At 65.8% G+C, this 16,380-nt stretch carries 17 protein-coding genes; 7 read left to right on the top strand and 10 right to left on the bottom strand.

Annotated features, from left to right (window positions below; all coding sequences use genetic code 11):
- Nucleotides 1-12 precede the first annotated feature (12 nt).
- The 9 genes from ACWEVP_RS34975 to ACWEVP_RS34935 form a co-directional block, all read right to left on the bottom strand.
- The gene (locus ACWEVP_RS34975) at nucleotides 13-564 is read right to left on the bottom strand and encodes an NUDIX hydrolase (RefSeq protein ID WP_452066853.1); all 552 of its coding nucleotides are present in this window, start codon (nucleotides 562-564) and stop codon (nucleotides 13-15) included.
- A complete protein-coding gene (locus tag ACWEVP_RS34970; protein WP_452066852.1) occupies nucleotides 561-1,403 on the bottom strand; it encodes a class I SAM-dependent methyltransferase in 843 nt (280 codons plus the stop codon). Before ACWEVP_RS34970 ends, ACWEVP_RS34975 begins: the two co-directional genes overlap by 4 nt.
- A gap of 70 nt (nucleotides 1,404-1,473) precedes the next feature.
- Complete coding sequence (locus ACWEVP_RS34965) at nucleotides 1,474-2,397, bottom strand: DUF2797 domain-containing protein (RefSeq protein ID WP_452066851.1); 924 nt, start codon at nucleotides 2,395-2,397, stop codon at nucleotides 1,474-1,476.
- Between the two features lie 30 nt (nucleotides 2,398-2,427).
- Nucleotides 2,428-3,123 carry a dTMP kinase gene (locus ACWEVP_RS34960; protein WP_452066850.1) on the bottom strand — a complete coding sequence of 232 codons (696 nt, stop codon included), beginning with the start codon at nucleotides 3,121-3,123 and terminating at the stop codon, nucleotides 2,428-2,430.
- Nucleotides 3,124-3,143: 20 nt separating this feature from the next.
- On the bottom strand, nucleotides 3,144-4,211 hold the full coding sequence (locus ACWEVP_RS34955; protein ID WP_452066849.1) for a hypothetical protein: 1,068 nt from the start codon (nucleotides 4,209-4,211) through the stop codon (nucleotides 3,144-3,146).
- Nucleotides 4,211-5,026, bottom strand: a complete 816-nt coding sequence (locus tag ACWEVP_RS34950; RefSeq protein WP_452066848.1) for a hypothetical protein — start codon at nucleotides 5,024-5,026, stop codon at nucleotides 4,211-4,213. Before ACWEVP_RS34950 ends, ACWEVP_RS34955 begins: the two co-directional genes overlap by 1 nt.
- Nucleotides 5,026-5,652, bottom strand: coding sequence for a GTP cyclohydrolase I (gene folE, locus ACWEVP_RS34945; RefSeq protein WP_452066847.1), 627 nt, complete (start codon nucleotides 5,650-5,652; stop codon nucleotides 5,026-5,028). The genes ACWEVP_RS34950 and folE overlap by 1 nt, the downstream gene beginning before the upstream one ends.
- Nucleotides 5,653-5,885: 233 nt before the next feature.
- Complete coding sequence (locus tag ACWEVP_RS34940) at nucleotides 5,886-6,590, bottom strand: 7-carboxy-7-deazaguanine synthase QueE (RefSeq protein WP_452066846.1); 705 nt, start codon at nucleotides 6,588-6,590, stop codon at nucleotides 5,886-5,888.
- Nucleotides 6,587-7,276: a 6-pyruvoyl trahydropterin synthase family protein gene (locus ACWEVP_RS34935; RefSeq protein WP_452066845.1), complete on the bottom strand. Its 690-nt coding sequence runs from the start codon at nucleotides 7,274-7,276 to the stop codon at nucleotides 6,587-6,589. The genes ACWEVP_RS34940 and ACWEVP_RS34935 overlap by 4 nt, the downstream gene beginning before the upstream one ends.
- Nucleotides 7,277-7,548: 272 nt before the next feature.
- On the opposite strand from ACWEVP_RS34935, the gene ACWEVP_RS34930 reads away from it, so the two are divergent.
- From ACWEVP_RS34930 to ACWEVP_RS34900, 7 genes are all read left to right on the top strand, one after another.
- Entirely contained in the window at nucleotides 7,549-8,082 is a 534-nt protein-coding gene (locus ACWEVP_RS34930) for a GntR family transcriptional regulator (RefSeq protein WP_377396445.1), read from the top strand.
- Nucleotides 8,083-8,112: 30 nt separating this feature from the next.
- The gene (locus ACWEVP_RS34925) at nucleotides 8,113-8,841 is read left to right on the top strand and encodes a GntR family transcriptional regulator (RefSeq protein WP_452066844.1); all 729 of its coding nucleotides are present in this window, start codon (nucleotides 8,113-8,115) and stop codon (nucleotides 8,839-8,841) included.
- Nucleotides 8,842-9,307: 466 nt separating this feature from the next.
- Entirely contained in the window at nucleotides 9,308-10,639 is a 1,332-nt protein-coding gene (locus ACWEVP_RS34920; protein WP_452066843.1) for a helix-turn-helix domain-containing protein, read from the top strand.
- Nucleotides 10,640-10,653: 14 nt separating this feature from the next.
- The gene (locus ACWEVP_RS34915; RefSeq protein WP_452066842.1) at nucleotides 10,654-11,013 is read left to right on the top strand and encodes a hypothetical protein; all 360 of its coding nucleotides are present in this window, start codon (nucleotides 10,654-10,656) and stop codon (nucleotides 11,011-11,013) included.
- 65 nt (nucleotides 11,014-11,078) lie between these two features.
- A complete protein-coding gene (locus ACWEVP_RS34910) occupies nucleotides 11,079-12,404 on the top strand; it encodes a helix-turn-helix domain-containing protein (protein WP_452066841.1) in 1,326 nt (441 codons plus the stop codon).
- Nucleotide 12,405: 1 nt separating this feature from the next.
- Nucleotides 12,406-13,305: a phosphotransferase enzyme family protein gene (locus tag ACWEVP_RS34905; RefSeq protein WP_452066840.1), complete on the top strand. Its 900-nt coding sequence runs from the start codon at nucleotides 12,406-12,408 to the stop codon at nucleotides 13,303-13,305.
- Between the two features lie 157 nt (nucleotides 13,306-13,462).
- Nucleotides 13,463-15,562, top strand: coding sequence for an N-6 DNA methylase (locus ACWEVP_RS34900; protein WP_452066839.1), 2,100 nt, complete (start codon nucleotides 13,463-13,465; stop codon nucleotides 15,560-15,562).
- Between the two features lie 188 nt (nucleotides 15,563-15,750).
- Here ACWEVP_RS34900 and ACWEVP_RS34895 read toward each other — a convergent pair whose 3' ends face one another.
- Nucleotides 15,751-16,380 carry a PIG-L deacetylase family protein gene (locus ACWEVP_RS34895; protein ID WP_452066838.1) on the bottom strand — a complete coding sequence of 210 codons (630 nt, stop codon included), beginning with the start codon at nucleotides 16,378-16,380 and terminating at the stop codon, nucleotides 15,751-15,753.

The following is a 16,380-nucleotide window of genomic DNA, read 5'->3' as shown; positions in this document are numbered from 1 at the left end:
GTCGGCGCACGGTCAGAGGACCTTGTCGACCAGGCTCAGGATGTCGTCGGGCAGCGTCACCAGTTGGAGCTCGTGCAGGAATCGAACCCATACCGGCTCCAAGCCGGGTTCCGCGGTGAACTGCTCCTCGCTCAGCTGCCCTGCGGCATAGGCCGCGGTGCGGTGCGCGTACTGCTGGAGCTGGTCTTGGTGCAGCCATCGTGGGGCGCGCACCTCTTGGGCAGAGGGGCGGACCGGTCCAGACGTCTGGGCCTGATAGATCCACCACTGATGGCCCACGCGGTCCCTGGTCGGTCGGCGGCAGTGGTTGGGCCGCCATGCGCTCAGCAGCAGGTGAAGGGAGGTGACGGTCAGGCCCACTTCCTCGGCGACCTCAATGTGGGCGGCTTGCTCGGGTCCTCCGTGCTGGTCGACATGACCGGCGACCGGTGCGATCCCTGCCGGGGGCCTCGCCCGTTCGAAGACCAGCAGCCCGGCCGGTGAGGAGATGAGCACACCGACGGCCGCGTGGTCGCAGTACTTTGTCCCGCTGCCGCGGCTACTGGCCGGCGGCGGGGCGGTCAACGTTGTTCCCTGGGTCGCTGCGCGACCACCACGAGCCAGCTCGTCACGGTAGGTGTGTCGGGCGTGGTCAGCGAGTACGCCTTGTCGAGGATGTCCATCCGCTGAGCGTGCGTGAACTCGCCGTCGGGTCGAGCGAAGACCGGAATCGACAGCCACGCCTTCTTCTCGGCCATCGTGCTGTGCTGGGCGACGACCTCCGTGTCGAGCACGGTCAGCCCGGCGACTGACAGGTGCTCGGCGACCGTGTCCAGCGACAGCTTGGGAGCTGCCTCGGCGGCTGGAGGCGGCGGGGCGTAGCCGTAGTCACGGGCCGCGACCTGATGGATCAAGGTGTTCAGCGACGGTCCGGTGCGCACGCTGGTCTCGTCGGGGTGGCGGACGCCGGCAAAGCCGCCGCCGATGTTGAACGCGAACCGGCCGCCGGGTCGTAGGACCTGATGGACGGCGGCGAAGACCTGTGGCACGTCGGTTTTCCAGATCGCGGAGTTGCACACCACGGCGTCCGCCGCGCCGGGAACGTGGTCGGCCAGGTCTTCGGCTGGGGCGGTGACCCAGGTCAGGCGCGGGTCGGCCAGGGTACGTCGGCCAACGCGCTGCATGGCTGCGGCGTTGTCCAGGGAGACGACCTGTGCGTCGATCGGAACGAGTTCGAGGATTGCGTCTGCGGTTGCGCCGGCTCCGCCGCACAGGTCGACCACCAGGCGGCCGTCGGTGAGCTCAGCGCGGCGGGCAAGGTCTCGGCTGGTGGCCGCGTACATGGGGAAGTCACGGGTGAAGGCGGCGTACGCCTCTGCGGTGGTGTCTTCGTCCCAGCCGAGAAGGGCGTCCAGGGGTGCCATCGCGGGTACCTCGCTTCAGGGTGCAGACCGGGCTCTCGGTGGATGGACGCGACGAGCCAGGCGGGGGCGGTCAGAAGAGAGAGTTCTGGAAGGCGGCGGCGGGCGACGTGAACGTGCCGAGCGTGATATGGCGCCCCTTGAGAGTGCCGAGGTCGAGCATGTAGTCCACCTCGTCGTCACCGTCCAGGACGGCCAGTACCTGGGTGCCGATGCACGAGACGACTGTGAAGCCGTGCTCGCCGTCGCGCAGGTCGTGTGGATACAGCATCCGTACACCGTCGGCGACGCGCATTCGGTCGCCTTCGGCAGGAGGAGTCCACTTCTCCAGCATTGCCGGGGCGTCCATGGCGGCGAGCGCGTCAGCGGCGCGGGAGACGTGGTGGTCGTGGGTCGCGGTCGCGGTGGACAGGTCGGTCAGGTTGGCCAGCGCCTTGAGCTTGGTTGAGGCTCGGACGGTCTGGGGCATCTGCAGGCCGCGGGTGATGGCGTCTTCGAGGTGGCGTACGGCCCGGCCGTCGGGACTCTTGGTCAGGTAGGTGGCGATCAGGGCGCCTTGTTCGTCGAGGCGGGATTGCTTGCGTGGTTCGGCTGCGGTGCCGACCTTGGTGGCGCCGTCGGCGAAGGTGGCGAGGTAGAGCCAGTGCGGCTGGTCCATGTACTGGCGCAGGGCCTTGGGGACGTTGCCGTCCTGGTGGAACTGGTGGGCGAAGCGGAACTCGTCCTGGCGCAGGCAATGGGCGCACTGGTCGCTCTGCTCGGTCTGCGCGCGGTCGGGGCACGCGAGGGCCTCGACGCGCACCGTGTCGGCGAATCGGTACCGGCCGGTGCACCACCGGCCAGTACCCACCGCAAAGCCGAGTCGCTGGTTCATGATCTCGGCGTACACCAGCGGCCCGTCGTTGGGCAGCGGGGCCAGCAGCAGCCGGGGATCTCCTGTCGCCCAGGTGATGCCGTGGCACACGTACTCGCCGTCGGTCGGTCGGGTCACTGGCATGCTGCGTTCCTCGTGGTGGCTGCGGGCGGGTCAGATGGGGAGTTGGAGACGGTCGGCGAGCGCTTCGGCGGCGGTCTTGAAGACCGCGTCGCGGTCCATGTCGGTCACGTCCATCGACAGCCATCCGCCGCGCTGCTCGTGCTCGCGCAGCTTCGCGAGAACGACGTCCTGGTAGCGGATGAAGTCCTCGTCCGCGCCGCCGGAGTGGCCGGTTTCCAGGGAGCTGAATTCGCCCTTGCGGGCGAGCGCGTCACGGGCGCTGATGCGCAGGAAGAACACCAGGTCCGGTTCGGTGAGGTGGGCGAAGACCTGTTCGGCCAGGCTGGTGGAGACGTCGGGATTTACCGCGTAGCGAGCGAGGATCTTGTGGTGGGCGTTGTCGAGGATCACGTGTGTTCCGGCGGCGAGAGCGGGCTGGATGACGAGTTTGTCCTGGAGGGTGTACCAGGCGGCCAACGCCAGTAGCCAGTAGTGGTCGCCGCACGCCTGGGCGACGCGTGCGTCGCGGCGATAGACCAGGGCGTTGAGCCGATCGACGTAGGCGGACAATTCTGGGTCCATCGGGACTTCGGTGCTGTGCTTGCCGATCAGGATCGCTTCGTGGCCGGCCTCGTTGAGTGCTTGGTGCAGGCGGGCGGCGAGGGTGGACTTGCCCGCGCCGTCGATGCCGACGACGGTGATCTCCCGTCCGCGCTCGGGGTTGAAGAAGGGTGCTGCGTTCGTCATGTGGTGCTCCTCCAAGGGGTTCAGATCGGCCGGGCGGCCAGTCGGTTGGCGATGATGTCTTGGATCTGTCTGATGAGGACGGTGCGCCGCCGGACAACGTCGCTGTGACGCTCGTTGGACAAGTCCGCGGGGTAATGGCGAGCGAGGTTGTTGGAAATGACATGTAGATAACCGAAGTCGATTCCGGCGTCGCGTGCTGCCACCCCCATGGGGCCGATCTCCGGATCGACGAATGCGTGCTCGGCGTGCTCGGTCAGCCAGTCCCGGTTCTCCAGCAGGATCGAGGGCGAGGTGACGTGGACGCCGGTGTGCACGCCCGGTTGGGCGGTGGCGAAGTCGCCGAAGAAGTCGGGCCACGTGACGAGGCTGCCGCCTACGAGGCTTGTGTTTCCGGTGGCAAGTTGCGTGTTGGGTTCGATGTCGGGGTTCAGGGCGCCGACTTTGCCGACGTAGACGACTTCGCGGGCACCGAGCTCCGCCAGGCGCGTGACCACGCGCCCGGCGACGTCGCCCCAGATGCTGTGCAGGAAACCGAGGTAGACCACCCGGCGGCCGTGGACCTCGGCGCGTTGCCAGGCGTAGCCGTGCCCGTAGTTCCACACACCGTCCGGCGGGGCGAGGTGCGCCAGACCCCAGCCGACGATCACGAGGTCGCCATCGAGTTCGAGGTCGAGCATCCCCATCGCCTCGCGAGACAACGTCGGGTCGGGCAACTCGTAGGTGACGGTGTCGGCCGGTTTTCCTGTCATGGCAAGGTACGTGGCGATGATCAGCGCGTAGTGGTGGACGTAGTCGGCACCGGGGAATGCCTTGACGGTGAGGTCGCGGCCTTGGACGTCGGCGGTGGGGCGCTCGAAGTTGAACAGCTTGCCGGTCTTCTCGTGCGCGGAGATCACAGCTTCGCGGTCGTAACTGCCGACGACGTGGATGCTGTCCCAGTCGTGGTCCTGGATCAGGTGGTGCACCTTGATCTGGAGGTAGCGCAGAAGGCGGTCCGGGGCCATCGTGTGCCCGTCCACCGCGATGGGAGAACTGCGCAACGCCGAGTCGGGGCGTGCGGGCAGGACGGCATTGGCGAGCAGGTTCATCAGGCGGCCTCCGGGATACGGACGCTGCTGCCGGCCGCCTCGCGGACGACGGCGATGTTGCGTCGGATCAGGTCGAACCGTTCCTCGGGGATGGGGCCCAGGTCCTCGATCCGAGGAGTTTTAGGCTTCTCGTAGGGGCCGCCGGGCAGCATCGCGATGCCCATCGCGCCGAGGATGACCGGCGCGGCGCCGTCGACCGAGGCGATCCATTCGTGCTCGCGCTGTTCGACGAGTTCCAGGTGTCCGGTGCGGCCGAGGCCGAGCAGCCGATAGACGATCCTGTCCTCGATCATGCCGTGGTCTTCCAGGTACTGGGTGGCCGCCCAGCGGGTGCGGCAGAGCTGGTCTTCGGGGGCGGGGCGCCGGGAGGCGGGCAGCGCGATTGCTCCGACGTAGTCGCTGGAGGCGAAGTAGTCGTAGCAGTGCAGCCACTCGTGATCGTCTGCCGCGTGCAGCACGACGCACAGGCGGAACTCGTCGCTCAGGTCAAGGATCTGACGGGCGGCTTCGTCGCTGGCTTGGATGGTGGCGAGCCCGTCGCGCATGACGTCCGGGAGGATGATCTCGCGGGCGTCGACTATGCGGGCTGCCGCGATCAGGTCGGCGGCCGGCAGGGCGTGGCCGAGATCGAAGACTCCGTTGTCGACAATGATCTCTGCGCCCCGCTGGGCCTCGCGGTGGAAGAACGCGCGGTAGGCAGCGTCGGTCAGAACACGCTGGGCTGCCACGTGGTGGACGCTGGCGGGCTCCTGCGCGACGAAGGCGTTCAGGTAGTCGGGCGGCGCGATCGCGGAGAAGGCGATGCTTTTGGCCATCAGGCTGCCCTCCACCTGTCGGTGGCGAGGGTGAGGAATTGTTGGGAGAGCACAGGATCGCTCTCGAATCGACCACCGGCCTGCACTGTGGTGGTACGAGCTGCCTCCATCCGCACACCCCGTGCGCTCATGCACAGGTGCGTGCCGCGGACCGCGACGGCCACGTCGTTACTGCCGAGCGCTAAGGCGATCTCGTCGGCTACCTGCCGAGTGAAGCGCTCCTGCACCTGGAGGCGACCCGCGTACTGCTGTGCGATGCGGCCGAACTTCGACAGGCCCATCACCTCGCCGTCCGGTACGTAACCGACTGCGACGTCCAGGTTCATGGGCAGCAGGTGGTGCTCACACAGCGACCAGACGCTCATGCCGCCGATCACGACCAACTGGCCGCTCAGGTGTTGCTCGGTGAAGCAGGTCGGTGTGGCCGACGGCTCCGGGGAGAAGAAATCGCGCCACCACGCGGCGACCCTGGTCGGCGTGTCCGACAGGCCCTCCCGTCCGGGGTCCTCGCCGATCGCGGCGAGGAGCTGGCCGACAAGATCGGCGACGCGCTCGGTGTCGACCGGGCCCGGCGACGCCAGGTCCTGGCTGTCGCTGGAAGCCAGCCTGTCGAGGGTGTTGGTCACGGACTTCGCCTCGCTTCCGGGTTTGGTAATGGGTCAAAGACGTCAGCAGCGGCGGCTGGAGATAGAGCCCCGGCGCGCAGGCGCTGCGCGACATGCCAGGGCAGCGTTGGGGACTGCGAGCATCAGGGTGGTCCCGGTCAGGTCCTCCGAAGCCGAGTCCAAACGGGAGATCGCCGAGTTGTTGGTGCTGGCGCGGAAACCACGCGATCCAGCGCTCGGTCTGGGAATCGGTGTCACCGCGCTCCGGTCAGGATGTGCAGGCGGGTGGAGACGTTCCACCCGCGTTCAGTGGCCGGGCCGTAGAGCGCATCCATACCGGCCAGAACCTTCTCCTGGGTGGTGCCTTCCGGCATCACCCACACCGGAGCCAGCTGGTGCTCCTCGACGAGCTGGGCGATCTCGTCGAGGTCGCGGTCGGGCTCAGTGACAACGAACTTGAACACCGCGCGGTCTGTCGCGACCAACGCCGAGAGGGCATCGGCCTTAATGCGGGTTGAGTAGGTCATGCCGGAGTTCGCGAGTTTCGGACTCACCACCCAGAGATCGACCAAGGAGGCAAGTTCCGGTGTGGGCGCCATCGTGCCGTTGGTTTCGACCTGCACTCGTACGTTCGCCAGGCCGCGGGCGAGGGCGGTCATGGCGGGCTGCTGCAACATCGGCTCCCCGCCGGTGATCACCATCATGTCCACGCCGCGCTCACGCACCCACGACACCAGCTCGGCGATGGGGACTCTGTCGCTGACCTCGGCCGGGTTGTATCTGCTCCAGTCCCAGCTCTCTGGGGTGTCACAGAAGCCGCACCGGAGGTTGCACCGGGAGAACCGGACGAACACGCAGCGCTGCCCGGTCCACGGGCCTTCGCCCTGGAACGACTCGAACTTCTCCGTGAGAATCGCGGAACCCTCTACACGTTCGGGAGCCAAGGCCGGCGTGTTCACGAGGCATCGCCTCGTTCCCACAGGCCGGTGGTCGTCCCCGAGTCGACCCGTACGGATACGAGTCGACCGCGGATCTCCGGCTCGACGTTGTCGACGAACCAGCCAGCCAGGTGGGCGACCAGCGCAGGGCCGGCAGCACGTAACCCCGCGTCGGCGTCAGGCGCCTGGAGGTACGTCCCGAACGGCTTCAGGTCGCCGAAATCGGTGATGAACCCAACCTCGTTGAGTCCGTCCGCCCCCAGAACCAGCGTGACGTCGCCGTGGCTGGTCTTGAAGGTCTTCGAGATCGTGACCTCGCTGGTGACGCCGTCACAGCGTGCTGACGTGGTCGCGGTCTCCGACACCACCATCTCGACCAGCGTGATCGGCATTGTCGATTCCACATGGTCCCGGAACCACTCGGCAAGGTGCGCAGCGAGAAGTTCGCTCGTCGGGTGGAAGGTGACCTGCTCGTTGAGCAACCGGTGGTCAAACGTCGCGGCCAGATAGTCCCCGAGAGGCGACAGGTCTCCGGGGGCGTCATCGCGCACGAACGCCGAGGCGGTCACCGTGTAGTTGTGGCCGTGGTTGCGGCGACACTTGTGACTGGCCGGTAACTGCCTCAGCTCGTGGCTGGCGCTGAAGCCGAACGACTGCGAGATGGTGATCTGGCCGTCCGCCACACACTTCTCCTCAGTGGCCTTCATGTAGCCCTCCTTCTTCGGTCATGCCGAACGGCACTCGGACGATGTGCGCTGGCGGCCGAACTGTCTTGCCGGCCCGGCTGACGCAGCGGCCGGAAAGTTCGGGGGTCGAGCTGACCAGTGACGATCTGTAGTACCTTCGCTACGATTGACCTTACTGCGATATCGGAAAGGTGACAAGTTCGTCGGATGAGCATCGAACGTGGCCTCGCTGCCTTACGACTAAGGTCAACGGTGGGAGTACCTCCCACCGCGAGACACAAGGAGGGCGAGCGATGACGAGCGCCGGCCCGTGGACGAGCGTGTCGATGCCCTACGTGAGCGGCCACCGGGGCGACGCCTGGGGCGCCGAGGCAGCAGAGCATGGCGGCACGGGGACTCAAAAGTTGCTGAGTGTTGACGAGGTGGTCGCCTCCGCGACGGTCGCCGACATGCTGGGCCTGAATGCGGGCGAGGCGGTGGTCGTGCGGCGCCGCCTCATGCTGTTCAACGACCACCCGGTCGAGCTCGTCGACTCGTACTACCCCGCGAACATCGCTCGGGGCACCAGACTGGCCGAGCCCCGCAAGATCCCCGGCGGTGCTGTCGCACTCCTGACCGACCTCGGACATCCGCCTCGCCGCGTCTGTGAAGACGTCAGCGCACGCTTGGCCACACCACACGAACGGACCGCGCTGGAGCTGGACGACCCGTCCTGTGTGCTGCTGCTCGCTCGCGCGCTCGTCTCCGAGAACGATCTGCCCGTCGAAGCCAGCGTGATGACGATGGTGGCCGAGGGGCGACGGCTGCGATACGAGCTGACGCCATGACCGCCCTGACAGCGTCTCCAGGAGTCGGCCTTGCCTCGCGCCCGTGACATCCGGCCCCGGCATCAGCAGATCGCGGCGGAACTGCGCGATCTCATCATGCGCGGCGAGCTGAGCCCAGGTACGCAACTGCCGTCCACCGCGCAACTCGTCGAGCGGTACGGCGCAGCGAACGCCACCATCCAGCACGCGCTGAAGGCACTGAAGGACGAAGGCTTCCTCGACAGCCGTGTTGGCAAAGGCGTCTATGTCCGTGATCGGCAGCCGTTCATCATCGACGCCTCCGCCTACATCAAGCCTGAACCAGGCCGGTTCCGCTACCAGTTGCTCAACGTCGACAACGTCGTCCCACCCGCGGGCATCGCCGAGGGATTGCAGCTGATGCCAGGTGCTACCACGATCATTCGCACCAGAATTCTCTTCCACGACGAGCAGCCCGTGGAGTTGTCCGCGTCGTACTATCCCGCCGAGATTGCCGCCACCAGCAGCCTGGCGAAGGCCGCGAAAATCCGCGGCGGCGCACCCCAGGCGCTTGCCGACCTCGGCTTTCCTCAGCGGACCTTCGTCGACCGGATTTCGGCACGCCCCCCGACGGTGGAGGAAGCCGAGACGCTGGACCTTCCAGATGGGACGCCGGTGATCCGGCAGTTGCGTGTCATCTACAGCGACAACGAACGCCCCGTCGAAGCCTCGGTCCTCATCAAGGGCGCACACCTGTATGAGCTGTTGTACCGCCAGACCGTAGAGACCGAGTTGGGTTAGAGCCACGATGCCAAGGGTTTCGATTTCAGACACGGCAACTGCATTGGTGACGATCTCCTCATCGGTCACGCCCTGGAATTACGAAACGGTCCGAGATCTCAATGCGGCGCATCGAGCGTGCCCACCAGCACGTCCGCGTGAACGGGAACTCCCCATCGACGTGGAGGGTGGGCTCGCCACCTTGCATCCACAGCGGGGCGTTCTGGTGAAGGTGCTTCTAGGTACTCGGGCTGCTGCCGGAGGCAGAAGCTCCCCCAGACCGCAGCGACCTCAGTCAACTCCCGATGATCAACGGCATCCAGAGCGACGACGCGGCGGCAATGAGGCGGCAATGAGGCGCCACCCTCCCTGACCTGCGGAAACACCTCTTTTGTGGCGGTAGGCCGAACGGGTGCTGCTCGCCGAGCGGGTGATCAGACTTGACCGGTAGCTGGTTATCGTGGCATTGGACCGACGGAGCGAGGTGATGTTCATGGGCGACCGGCGAGAGGCATTCGCTGCGCGGCGTGAGCTGATGGGCTACACCCAGGAGAGCCTCGCGGCTGCCGTCGGTGTGGAGTTCTCCACCGTCGGCCGGTGGGAACGCGGCGATCTGACGCCGCAGCCGTACCGGCGGCCCCGCATCGCAAAGGCGCTCGGTCTCACCCTCGAAGAGCTGGGTACGTTGCTCACACCGACACCGTCCGGGCAGAACGGCACCTCGGCCGTCGTCCCGGCCCAGATCGCGGGAGCGGATGTCCTCCCTGTTCAGCCAGACCTCGCGGAGACAGACGATATGAACCGTCGCGACCTGCTACGCCTGTTCAGCATGACCGGCGCCTTGCTGGCGTTGCCAGCGGCCGAGTCGGCTGTCTGCGACGCGGAAAGGCTCGCCGCGGCAGCCCAAACTGGTGCCGTGGACTCGACGGCAGTCGCTGAGTTTGAGCAGCTCAACAGCCATCTGTGGCGCGTGTATGCCTTCGCTCCGACCAAGAGCCAGGTACTTCCCCTCGTCCGCGCCCAGCTCGACGTGCTGTCCGAAGGCTTGCGTCGACCACAGACATCGGCTACCCGGCAGCGACTTTGCGAGTTGTCCGCCGACCTGTTCCAGTTGGCGGGCGAGATCTTCTTCGACGGTGACCGCTACACCGACGCCGCCCACTGCTACACCCTCGCCGCGACCGCGAGCAAAGAAGCCAACGCCCCCGACCTCTGGGCATGCGCGCTAACCAGACACGCCTTCATCGCCGTCTACGAACGCCGGTTCACCGAAGCCGCCCCGATCCTCGAACTGGCTGCTGACCTGGCCCGCCGCGGCGACCCCGCTCTCTCGACCCGGCATTGGATCGCCGCCGTACAGGCCGAGACCTTCGCCGGACTCGGAGACCTCGACACCTGCCAGCGCGCACTCGACACCGCCGCCGAGGTCGAACACCTGCAGGGGCGGGTGCACAACGGCGGCTGGCTCCGGTTCGACGGCTCCCGCCTTGCCGAGGAACGCGGCACCTGCTACGTCACCCTTGGCCGCCCAGATCTCGCCGAGGCCGCGCTGACCGATGCGCTGGCCGGCAACCTGACCGCGCGGCGAAAGGCAGGCGTCCTCACAGACCTGGCAATGATCGGTGTGCACCGGCGCGATCCCAACCAGGTCGTCAGCTACACCAACGCCGTCCTAGCCACCGCTCGCCAGACAGGCTCCGGAGTCGTCGTGCGCAAGCTGCGCGGCCTACAGCCGCACCTGGCACCCTTGCTCGCCGACCAGCAGATCCAACAACTCGATGCCGAGATCAACAGCCTTATCGGCAGCCACGCCGCGTGATGGAGGACAACAGGATGCAGGACGACCGAGGCCGCGTGTTCCGCGAGGCGTGGATCGCTGGAGTCACCAAGCACTACCCCGGCGAGCCCAAGCCCGGATACATCACGCCGTGGGACCAGACCCCGGACTGGGAGCGCGACGCCGCGACCGCTGTGTACGACCAGGTCTTCGCCTTCATCAAGGCAACCGATGGCGCCACCGCCAAGCTCACCCGCGACCAGAAAGGCCGTTTCGTCGCGCTGTGCTGGATCGGCCAGATCTTCAAGCACTTCCCCGAGCCGAAGGCGTCCTACGTCGCGGACTGGGGCGACCTGCCGGACTGGCAGAAGGCGACGGACATCGACATCTTCGAGCGCATCGAACAGGACGTGTAAGCCCAAGCCGCTGTAGGGCGGCACCGCCTTCAAGCTCCGGCGTGGCGGACGAGTGAACGGGTGGAGTGAGGAAACACGTGGGGAAAAGGCGTGAAGCATTCGCGGCTCGACGCGAGGCGATGGGCTTCACCCAGGAGAGCCTCGCTGCTGCCGTCGGTGTGGAGTTCTCTACCGTTGGCCGCTGGGAACGCGGTGCCCTGACTCCTCAACCGTGGCGCAGGCCCCGCATCGCGACAGCGCTCGAAGTTCCCCTCGATGAGTTGGACGCCTTGCTCGGACAGGTCTCGGCTGACGCCCCGACGAATCCGTCACAGTTGAGCACCGGACAAGAAGTTCCTGGGCAATCCGGTACCTCGCTGGCGCTGCAAGGCTCTGCCGCCACTGGCGTGGCCGGTTACGACCCAACCGCGCATGTTGACGTAGGAGCTGGCCCGGCCGAGTTCCTCAAGCCGTTGACCTTGAACGTGCAGCCTCCCCGGCGTGTCAGGTGGGCCGAGGTCGAGCAGGTAAAGCTGATGACGCGCACGCTGGCCGCCAGCGAGAACCTCTACGGCGGCGGCATGGCCGGCGAGGCCGGGCTCGCTCACCTGCGGTGGGCCAGTCGCCTGCTGAGCTCCCAGGCCGACACCAGCGTCGAAGCAGGGATGTTCGAGGCGGTCGGGAACCTGGCAGGAGTCGTGGCCTTCTCAGCCTTCGATGTCGGTAACCATGACGCCGCAGCACGATGCTTCCGTTTCGGCCTCTGGTGCGCAGAGCAGGGCGGCTCGTGGGAGCTACGTGCTGCGACTCTCGCCGACATGGCGCGCCAAGCCATCTACCTGGGCAATCTGGACGACGCTCTGTCGTTGATCGAGTTCGCTCAGGTCCGAGCTGACCGGCTGAGCGCCACAGCGCGGGCCATGATCGGCGTCGTCCGCGCTCGGTTGCTGGCGATCCTAGGCCGCCACGACGAAGCGCGAGCCGAGGTCGAGCGCGCTGACATGCACTTCGTTGGGCGTCAAGCGGCGACCGACCCGCCCTGGTTGGTCTACTACGACGAGGCTGAACACGCAGGCAGCAGCGCGCGAGCACTCACTCCACTCGCTATGGCCGACAAGCGGCCGGGTGATGCCACGGAGCGCCTCGAAACGGCGATCCGCTTGCACAGCGACGCCTACCCTCGCTCACGGGCATTCTCCAGAACGCGGTTGGCGACCTTGCACATGACGATCGGCGATCCGCGCGAGGCAGTCGACATTGGACAACAAGCCATCGCCGATGCCGCGATGTTGCACTCGCGGAGGATGAACGAGGAACTGTCCAAACTGGTACGTGCGTGCGAAGGTCACCTGTCAATACCAGAAGTGGCTGACCTCTCCGACTTCGCTGCATCGGCCATGACCAATGTCTGATGTGGACACCGAGCTGGTCCTCTCGGGAGATCCGCGTGACGTGCTAGCGGCAGCGGGCAAGAAAGCCGGTGTGCCAACCGCGAAAGCGACGCTGATCCGTGACGGCACGAACGTCATCTACCAGATGACCGGTGGTGTCGTTGCTCGTGTGGGCCCTCCAGGCTCGCAGCTTGTCGCCGCCCGTCAAATCCAGGCGTCGCGTTGGCTGGCTGAGGCCGGGATCCCCGTTGTGCGCGCCGTCGACGACATCGACCAGCCCACGGTTGTTGGGAGCCGACCCGTCACATGGTGGGTAGAGCTTCCTGATCATCGCCACGCCACGCCGGCCGAACTGGGCGAGGTCCTCGGACGCCTGCACGCCCTGGAGATACCGAAGTCGACTTCGTTCCCCGCAGTCGACCCCTTCGAAGGGCTGCGCGAATCAATCGACGGCGGAACCGTCCTGCCCGAAGATGACCGGGCCTGGCTTCGAGATCTCGCAGAGCAGCTGCGCAGTGAGTACTTGGTGCTGGTTCCGGGACTGCCTCGGTGCGTCATCCATGGCGATGCCTGGCAGGGCAACGTTGTTGTGCCCAGGGCGGGCGGCGCCCCCGTGCTGCTGGATCTCGACCATGTCGGGATCGGACCTCCCGAATGGGACCTGGTCTCGTTGGCGGTCGACTACACCGACTTCGCCCGGATCACGGACTCGGATTATCAGGCTTTTGTGGACGCCTACGGCGGGTACGACATGACCGCTGGGCCTGGCTACCGCACCCTGGCGACGATCAGAGAACTACGGTGGACCGCCTTCGTCCTCGGCAAAGCCGCGACCAACCCGGAAGCCTCCGAACAGGTACGACACCGGGTGGCGTGCCTGCGAGGCGAGATCGAACGGCCGTGGTCGTGGTCCGCCTTCTGAGCCTCCGACCCCCATGCAGCGTCATGCTCCCGTACAGGTCGCCGTCGCCACCCCGTCTCATCATCCTCCAGCACCGACACGTCCCGAATGTCGTGGCACTGGTTGATCCGCCACTGCTAGCCTGCTCGGCTGCACGAAAACGGCGTGGGAGGAGCACATGACGGTGGAACCGCGAGTGGAGGCGATGGCGCGCCGTTTGTCCAACTTCGGCCACCTCATCAGGCTCGACAGCCAACTGTTCCTGCTCGGAGCATCCGCTGAGGCGTACGTGTACAAGGACGCGAACACCTCTATGTTGAAGTCCCGCCAGTTCGGTGAGCGACTGACGCAACTGCTCTGGACAGAACTCCGGCTGACCGGCCACGCGGGGACCCAGCACGAACGGGTGCAGACCCTGTATGCCCAGGGCGTCATTAACGACGTCGTCCGTGCGCTCTTCACCGATGTACGCAGGACTGGCAACCAAGCCAACCACGAGGAACTGCTGGACGATCGGAACCAAGCGCTTCAGCTCGTGCGCGCGTGTTACGACTTGGGCGTCTGGTATCACCGGACAATTCCCGATGCCGCCGAACCGCCGCCATTCATTCCGCCAGCCCTTCCGGATTCCGAACCGTCGACTGGCGGCGACGAGTTCGAGCTGTACAAAGAAGAGCTTGTGCGCATGAACTACGCGATCAACGCACAGACCGCTAAGCTCGACGAACAGACCGCACGTGCACGTGCAGAGGCGGCGGCACGCGCAAAGGCGGAGCGCGACATTCTCGACGCCGTTCGCGCCAACAGCATGTTGCGCGACGAACTTCGTGAGCTGTCGGATAAAGTCAACCGGCTGTACGAGGCGTTTTCAGAGAAAGAAGCTCCATATTCAGGAAGTCGCGCGGAGTTCACGTCCCGCGCCCGGACATCGAATGACCGAATACTCGCCGATAAACTGTGGTCCCTGAGTCACGTACTTCGTGACGAAGGGATCTCCACGGTGGACTATCTGGATATTCTCGCCCCGCTGTTGCTTCTCAAGCTATCCGAGGAGCGAGCGAACGCGAACGATGAATCACTGGTTCTCGTACCCGAGAGCATAAGCTGGCACACTCTGGCGAGCGCGAGCCAGAACGACCTAATTGAACGCCTTCAGCGCATCATGGATCAGCTCGGCCGGCTGGACAGCTATGTCGGCGAGGTCTTCCAGAACACAATCGCCAGGATCACAAACCCCGTCATCCTGCGAAGGCTCGTCGACCTGATCGACGGAGAGAACTGGTCTGCCTCGGACAAGGCGCACCCTGGCTACGCTTTTGACGCGCTGCTGGAGCGGCCCATGTCGGAGGCCCGATCAGGCGCAGGGCAGTACTTCACACCGCGGGCACTGATAGACGCCATCATCGACTGCGCGGCTCCGACACCTCGCGATACAATCTTCGACCCGGCCTGCGGCACCGGAGGTTTTCTCGTGGGTTGTTATGAATACATTCTCAGAAACCATCGAGACGAATTGACTGCGAACGATATCGAGCACCTGGCTGACGGCGGCATCAGCGGTATGGAGCTTGTTCGCAATACAGCGCGCCTCGCCGCGGTGAATCTCGCCCTTCATGGCCTTGGCCGCGTAGAAGGCAGCAGTTTGATCGAGATCGGCGACTCTTTGGCACAACGCCCGAAGAGGCGGGCGTCGCTCGTGCTGTCAAATCCGCCGTTCGGCCGAAAAATGCACGTTGTCACTATAGGTGCAGAGGGAGCGGTTCAGCGGATACAGGCTCCGTCGCGCCAGTCGTGGGTGCAGACCACAGACAAGCAAATGAACTTCGTTCAACATGTGATGGATCTTCTCCGCGTCGGCGGCCGAGCAGCGATGATCGTGCCTGACAACGCCCTCTTCCAGGGCGGTGCGGGTGAATCTGTCCGACGGAAACTGCTGGAGAAGTACAATCTTCATACCGTTCTTCGCCTGCCGACCGGCATCTTCTACGCCGGCGGCGTCAAGGCGAACGTGGTCTTCTTCGACAAGCCGGCCACTTCGCCAGACAAGCCAGCAACAAACCGCGTCTGGGTTTACGACTTCCGTACCGATCAACAGTTCAGGCTGAGCCGGCCGATGCGACGCGAGGATCTCGATGATTTCGTCCGCTCGTACCTGCCGAATGAACCCATATCGAATCGGACAGAGTCCGAAAGATTCCGCGCTTTCGATTACGAGGAGTTGACTACCCGCGAGCACCTGAATCTCGACATTACCTGGCGCAGATCAGCTGCCTCGTGAGCGGTGGGCTGCTCGCGAGGACAAAGCGTGTCAGTTCAGTACGGCGCCGATCGCATCGACACCCATGTCGATCTCCTCGCGGGTGATAACCAAGGGCGGCGCCACCCAAGAGTCGTGTCCTGGGTTCCTTGCAAACCACTCCACGCTTAGCCAGCGCCTCAGAAGCCACCCGGCCCGCTACACCGTGGTCAGAGGGCTACAGCGGCGGGCAAGCGTCCGAGGACGGGAAGCGGGACGAAGTTCTCCGCGTGGGAAGCGCTAATGCGTGCGCCCCATAGCCGGCCGAGGGTTTTGGCCATCGGCCCGAAGTGCTCGGCGATCGGCTGGGAGACATGGGCAGCCAGTGCGCGTTGCTTGGTGGTCCAGGTGCTGGTGATGTCGATGATGGTGTGAGCCGGGACAGGGCCGTCGAGCGTGAGGCCGTTGTAGGTGTCGGCGGCGTAGACCCGCTGAGGGTGTCCGGTGGCGATGACGACCTCGGGAAGTGCCTCCAGCACGGCTTCGGCAATGCGTCGGTGGTCAGGGTGCACATCGCGCAGGGGGTGGGTGAGGACGACTTCAGGGCGGGTGTCCAGCAGCAGCTCGCGTACGGCCGCCGCGGTGGGCTCGTTGATCTCGTGGAGCCCGGCGCCGAGTAGGGCGGCCCCGGCGACGGCCTCGCTGGCGCGGGGCTCCGGGTGGCGTGGGACGGCGATGGTGACGTCAGCTCCGGCGGCGGCGCAGAGAGCGAGCGTGCCGCCTGCCCAGAGTTCGGCGTCGTCGGGGTGGGCCATCACGGTCAACACCGAGCCGGGCGGGATGAACGCGGTCGCGGTCAC

The sequence above is a fragment of the Amycolatopsis sp. NPDC003865 genome (genome assembly GCF_053605345.1).
The sequence above is the reverse complement of the archived record's forward strand: the minus strand, read 5'-3'. Positions and strand labels throughout refer to the sequence as shown.

Bases quoted from the DNA above. Each gene is read 5' to 3' on its own strand.
- ACWEVP_RS34970 (WP_452066852.1), bottom strand. From the start codon at position 1,403: ATGGCACCCCTGGACGCCCTTCTCGGCTGGGACGAAGACACCACCGCA.
- ACWEVP_RS34965 (WP_452066851.1), bottom strand. From the start codon at position 2,397: ATGCCAGTGACCCGACCGACCGACGGCGAGTACGTGTGCCACGGCATC.
- ACWEVP_RS34960 (WP_452066850.1), bottom strand. From the start codon at position 3,123: ATGACGAACGCAGCACCCTTCTTCAACCCCGAGCGCGGACGGGAGATC.
- ACWEVP_RS34955 (WP_452066849.1), bottom strand. From the start codon at position 4,211: ATGAACCTGCTCGCCAATGCCGTCCTGCCCGCACGCCCCGACTCGGCG.
- ACWEVP_RS34950 (WP_452066848.1), bottom strand. From the start codon at position 5,026: ATGGCCAAAAGCATCGCCTTCTCCGCGATCGCGCCGCCCGACTACCTG.
- ACWEVP_RS34935 (WP_452066845.1), bottom strand. From the start codon at position 7,276: ATGAAGGCCACTGAGGAGAAGTGTGTGGCGGACGGCCAGATCACCATC.
- ACWEVP_RS34930 (WP_377396445.1), top strand. From the start codon at position 7,549: ATGACGAGCGCCGGCCCGTGGACGAGCGTGTCGATGCCCTACGTGAGC.
- ACWEVP_RS34920 (WP_452066843.1), top strand. From the start codon at position 9,308: ATGTTCATGGGCGACCGGCGAGAGGCATTCGCTGCGCGGCGTGAGCTG.
- ACWEVP_RS34915 (WP_452066842.1), top strand. From the start codon at position 10,654: ATGCAGGACGACCGAGGCCGCGTGTTCCGCGAGGCGTGGATCGCTGGA.
- ACWEVP_RS34900 (WP_452066839.1), top strand. From the start codon at position 13,463: ATGACGGTGGAACCGCGAGTGGAGGCGATGGCGCGCCGTTTGTCCAAC.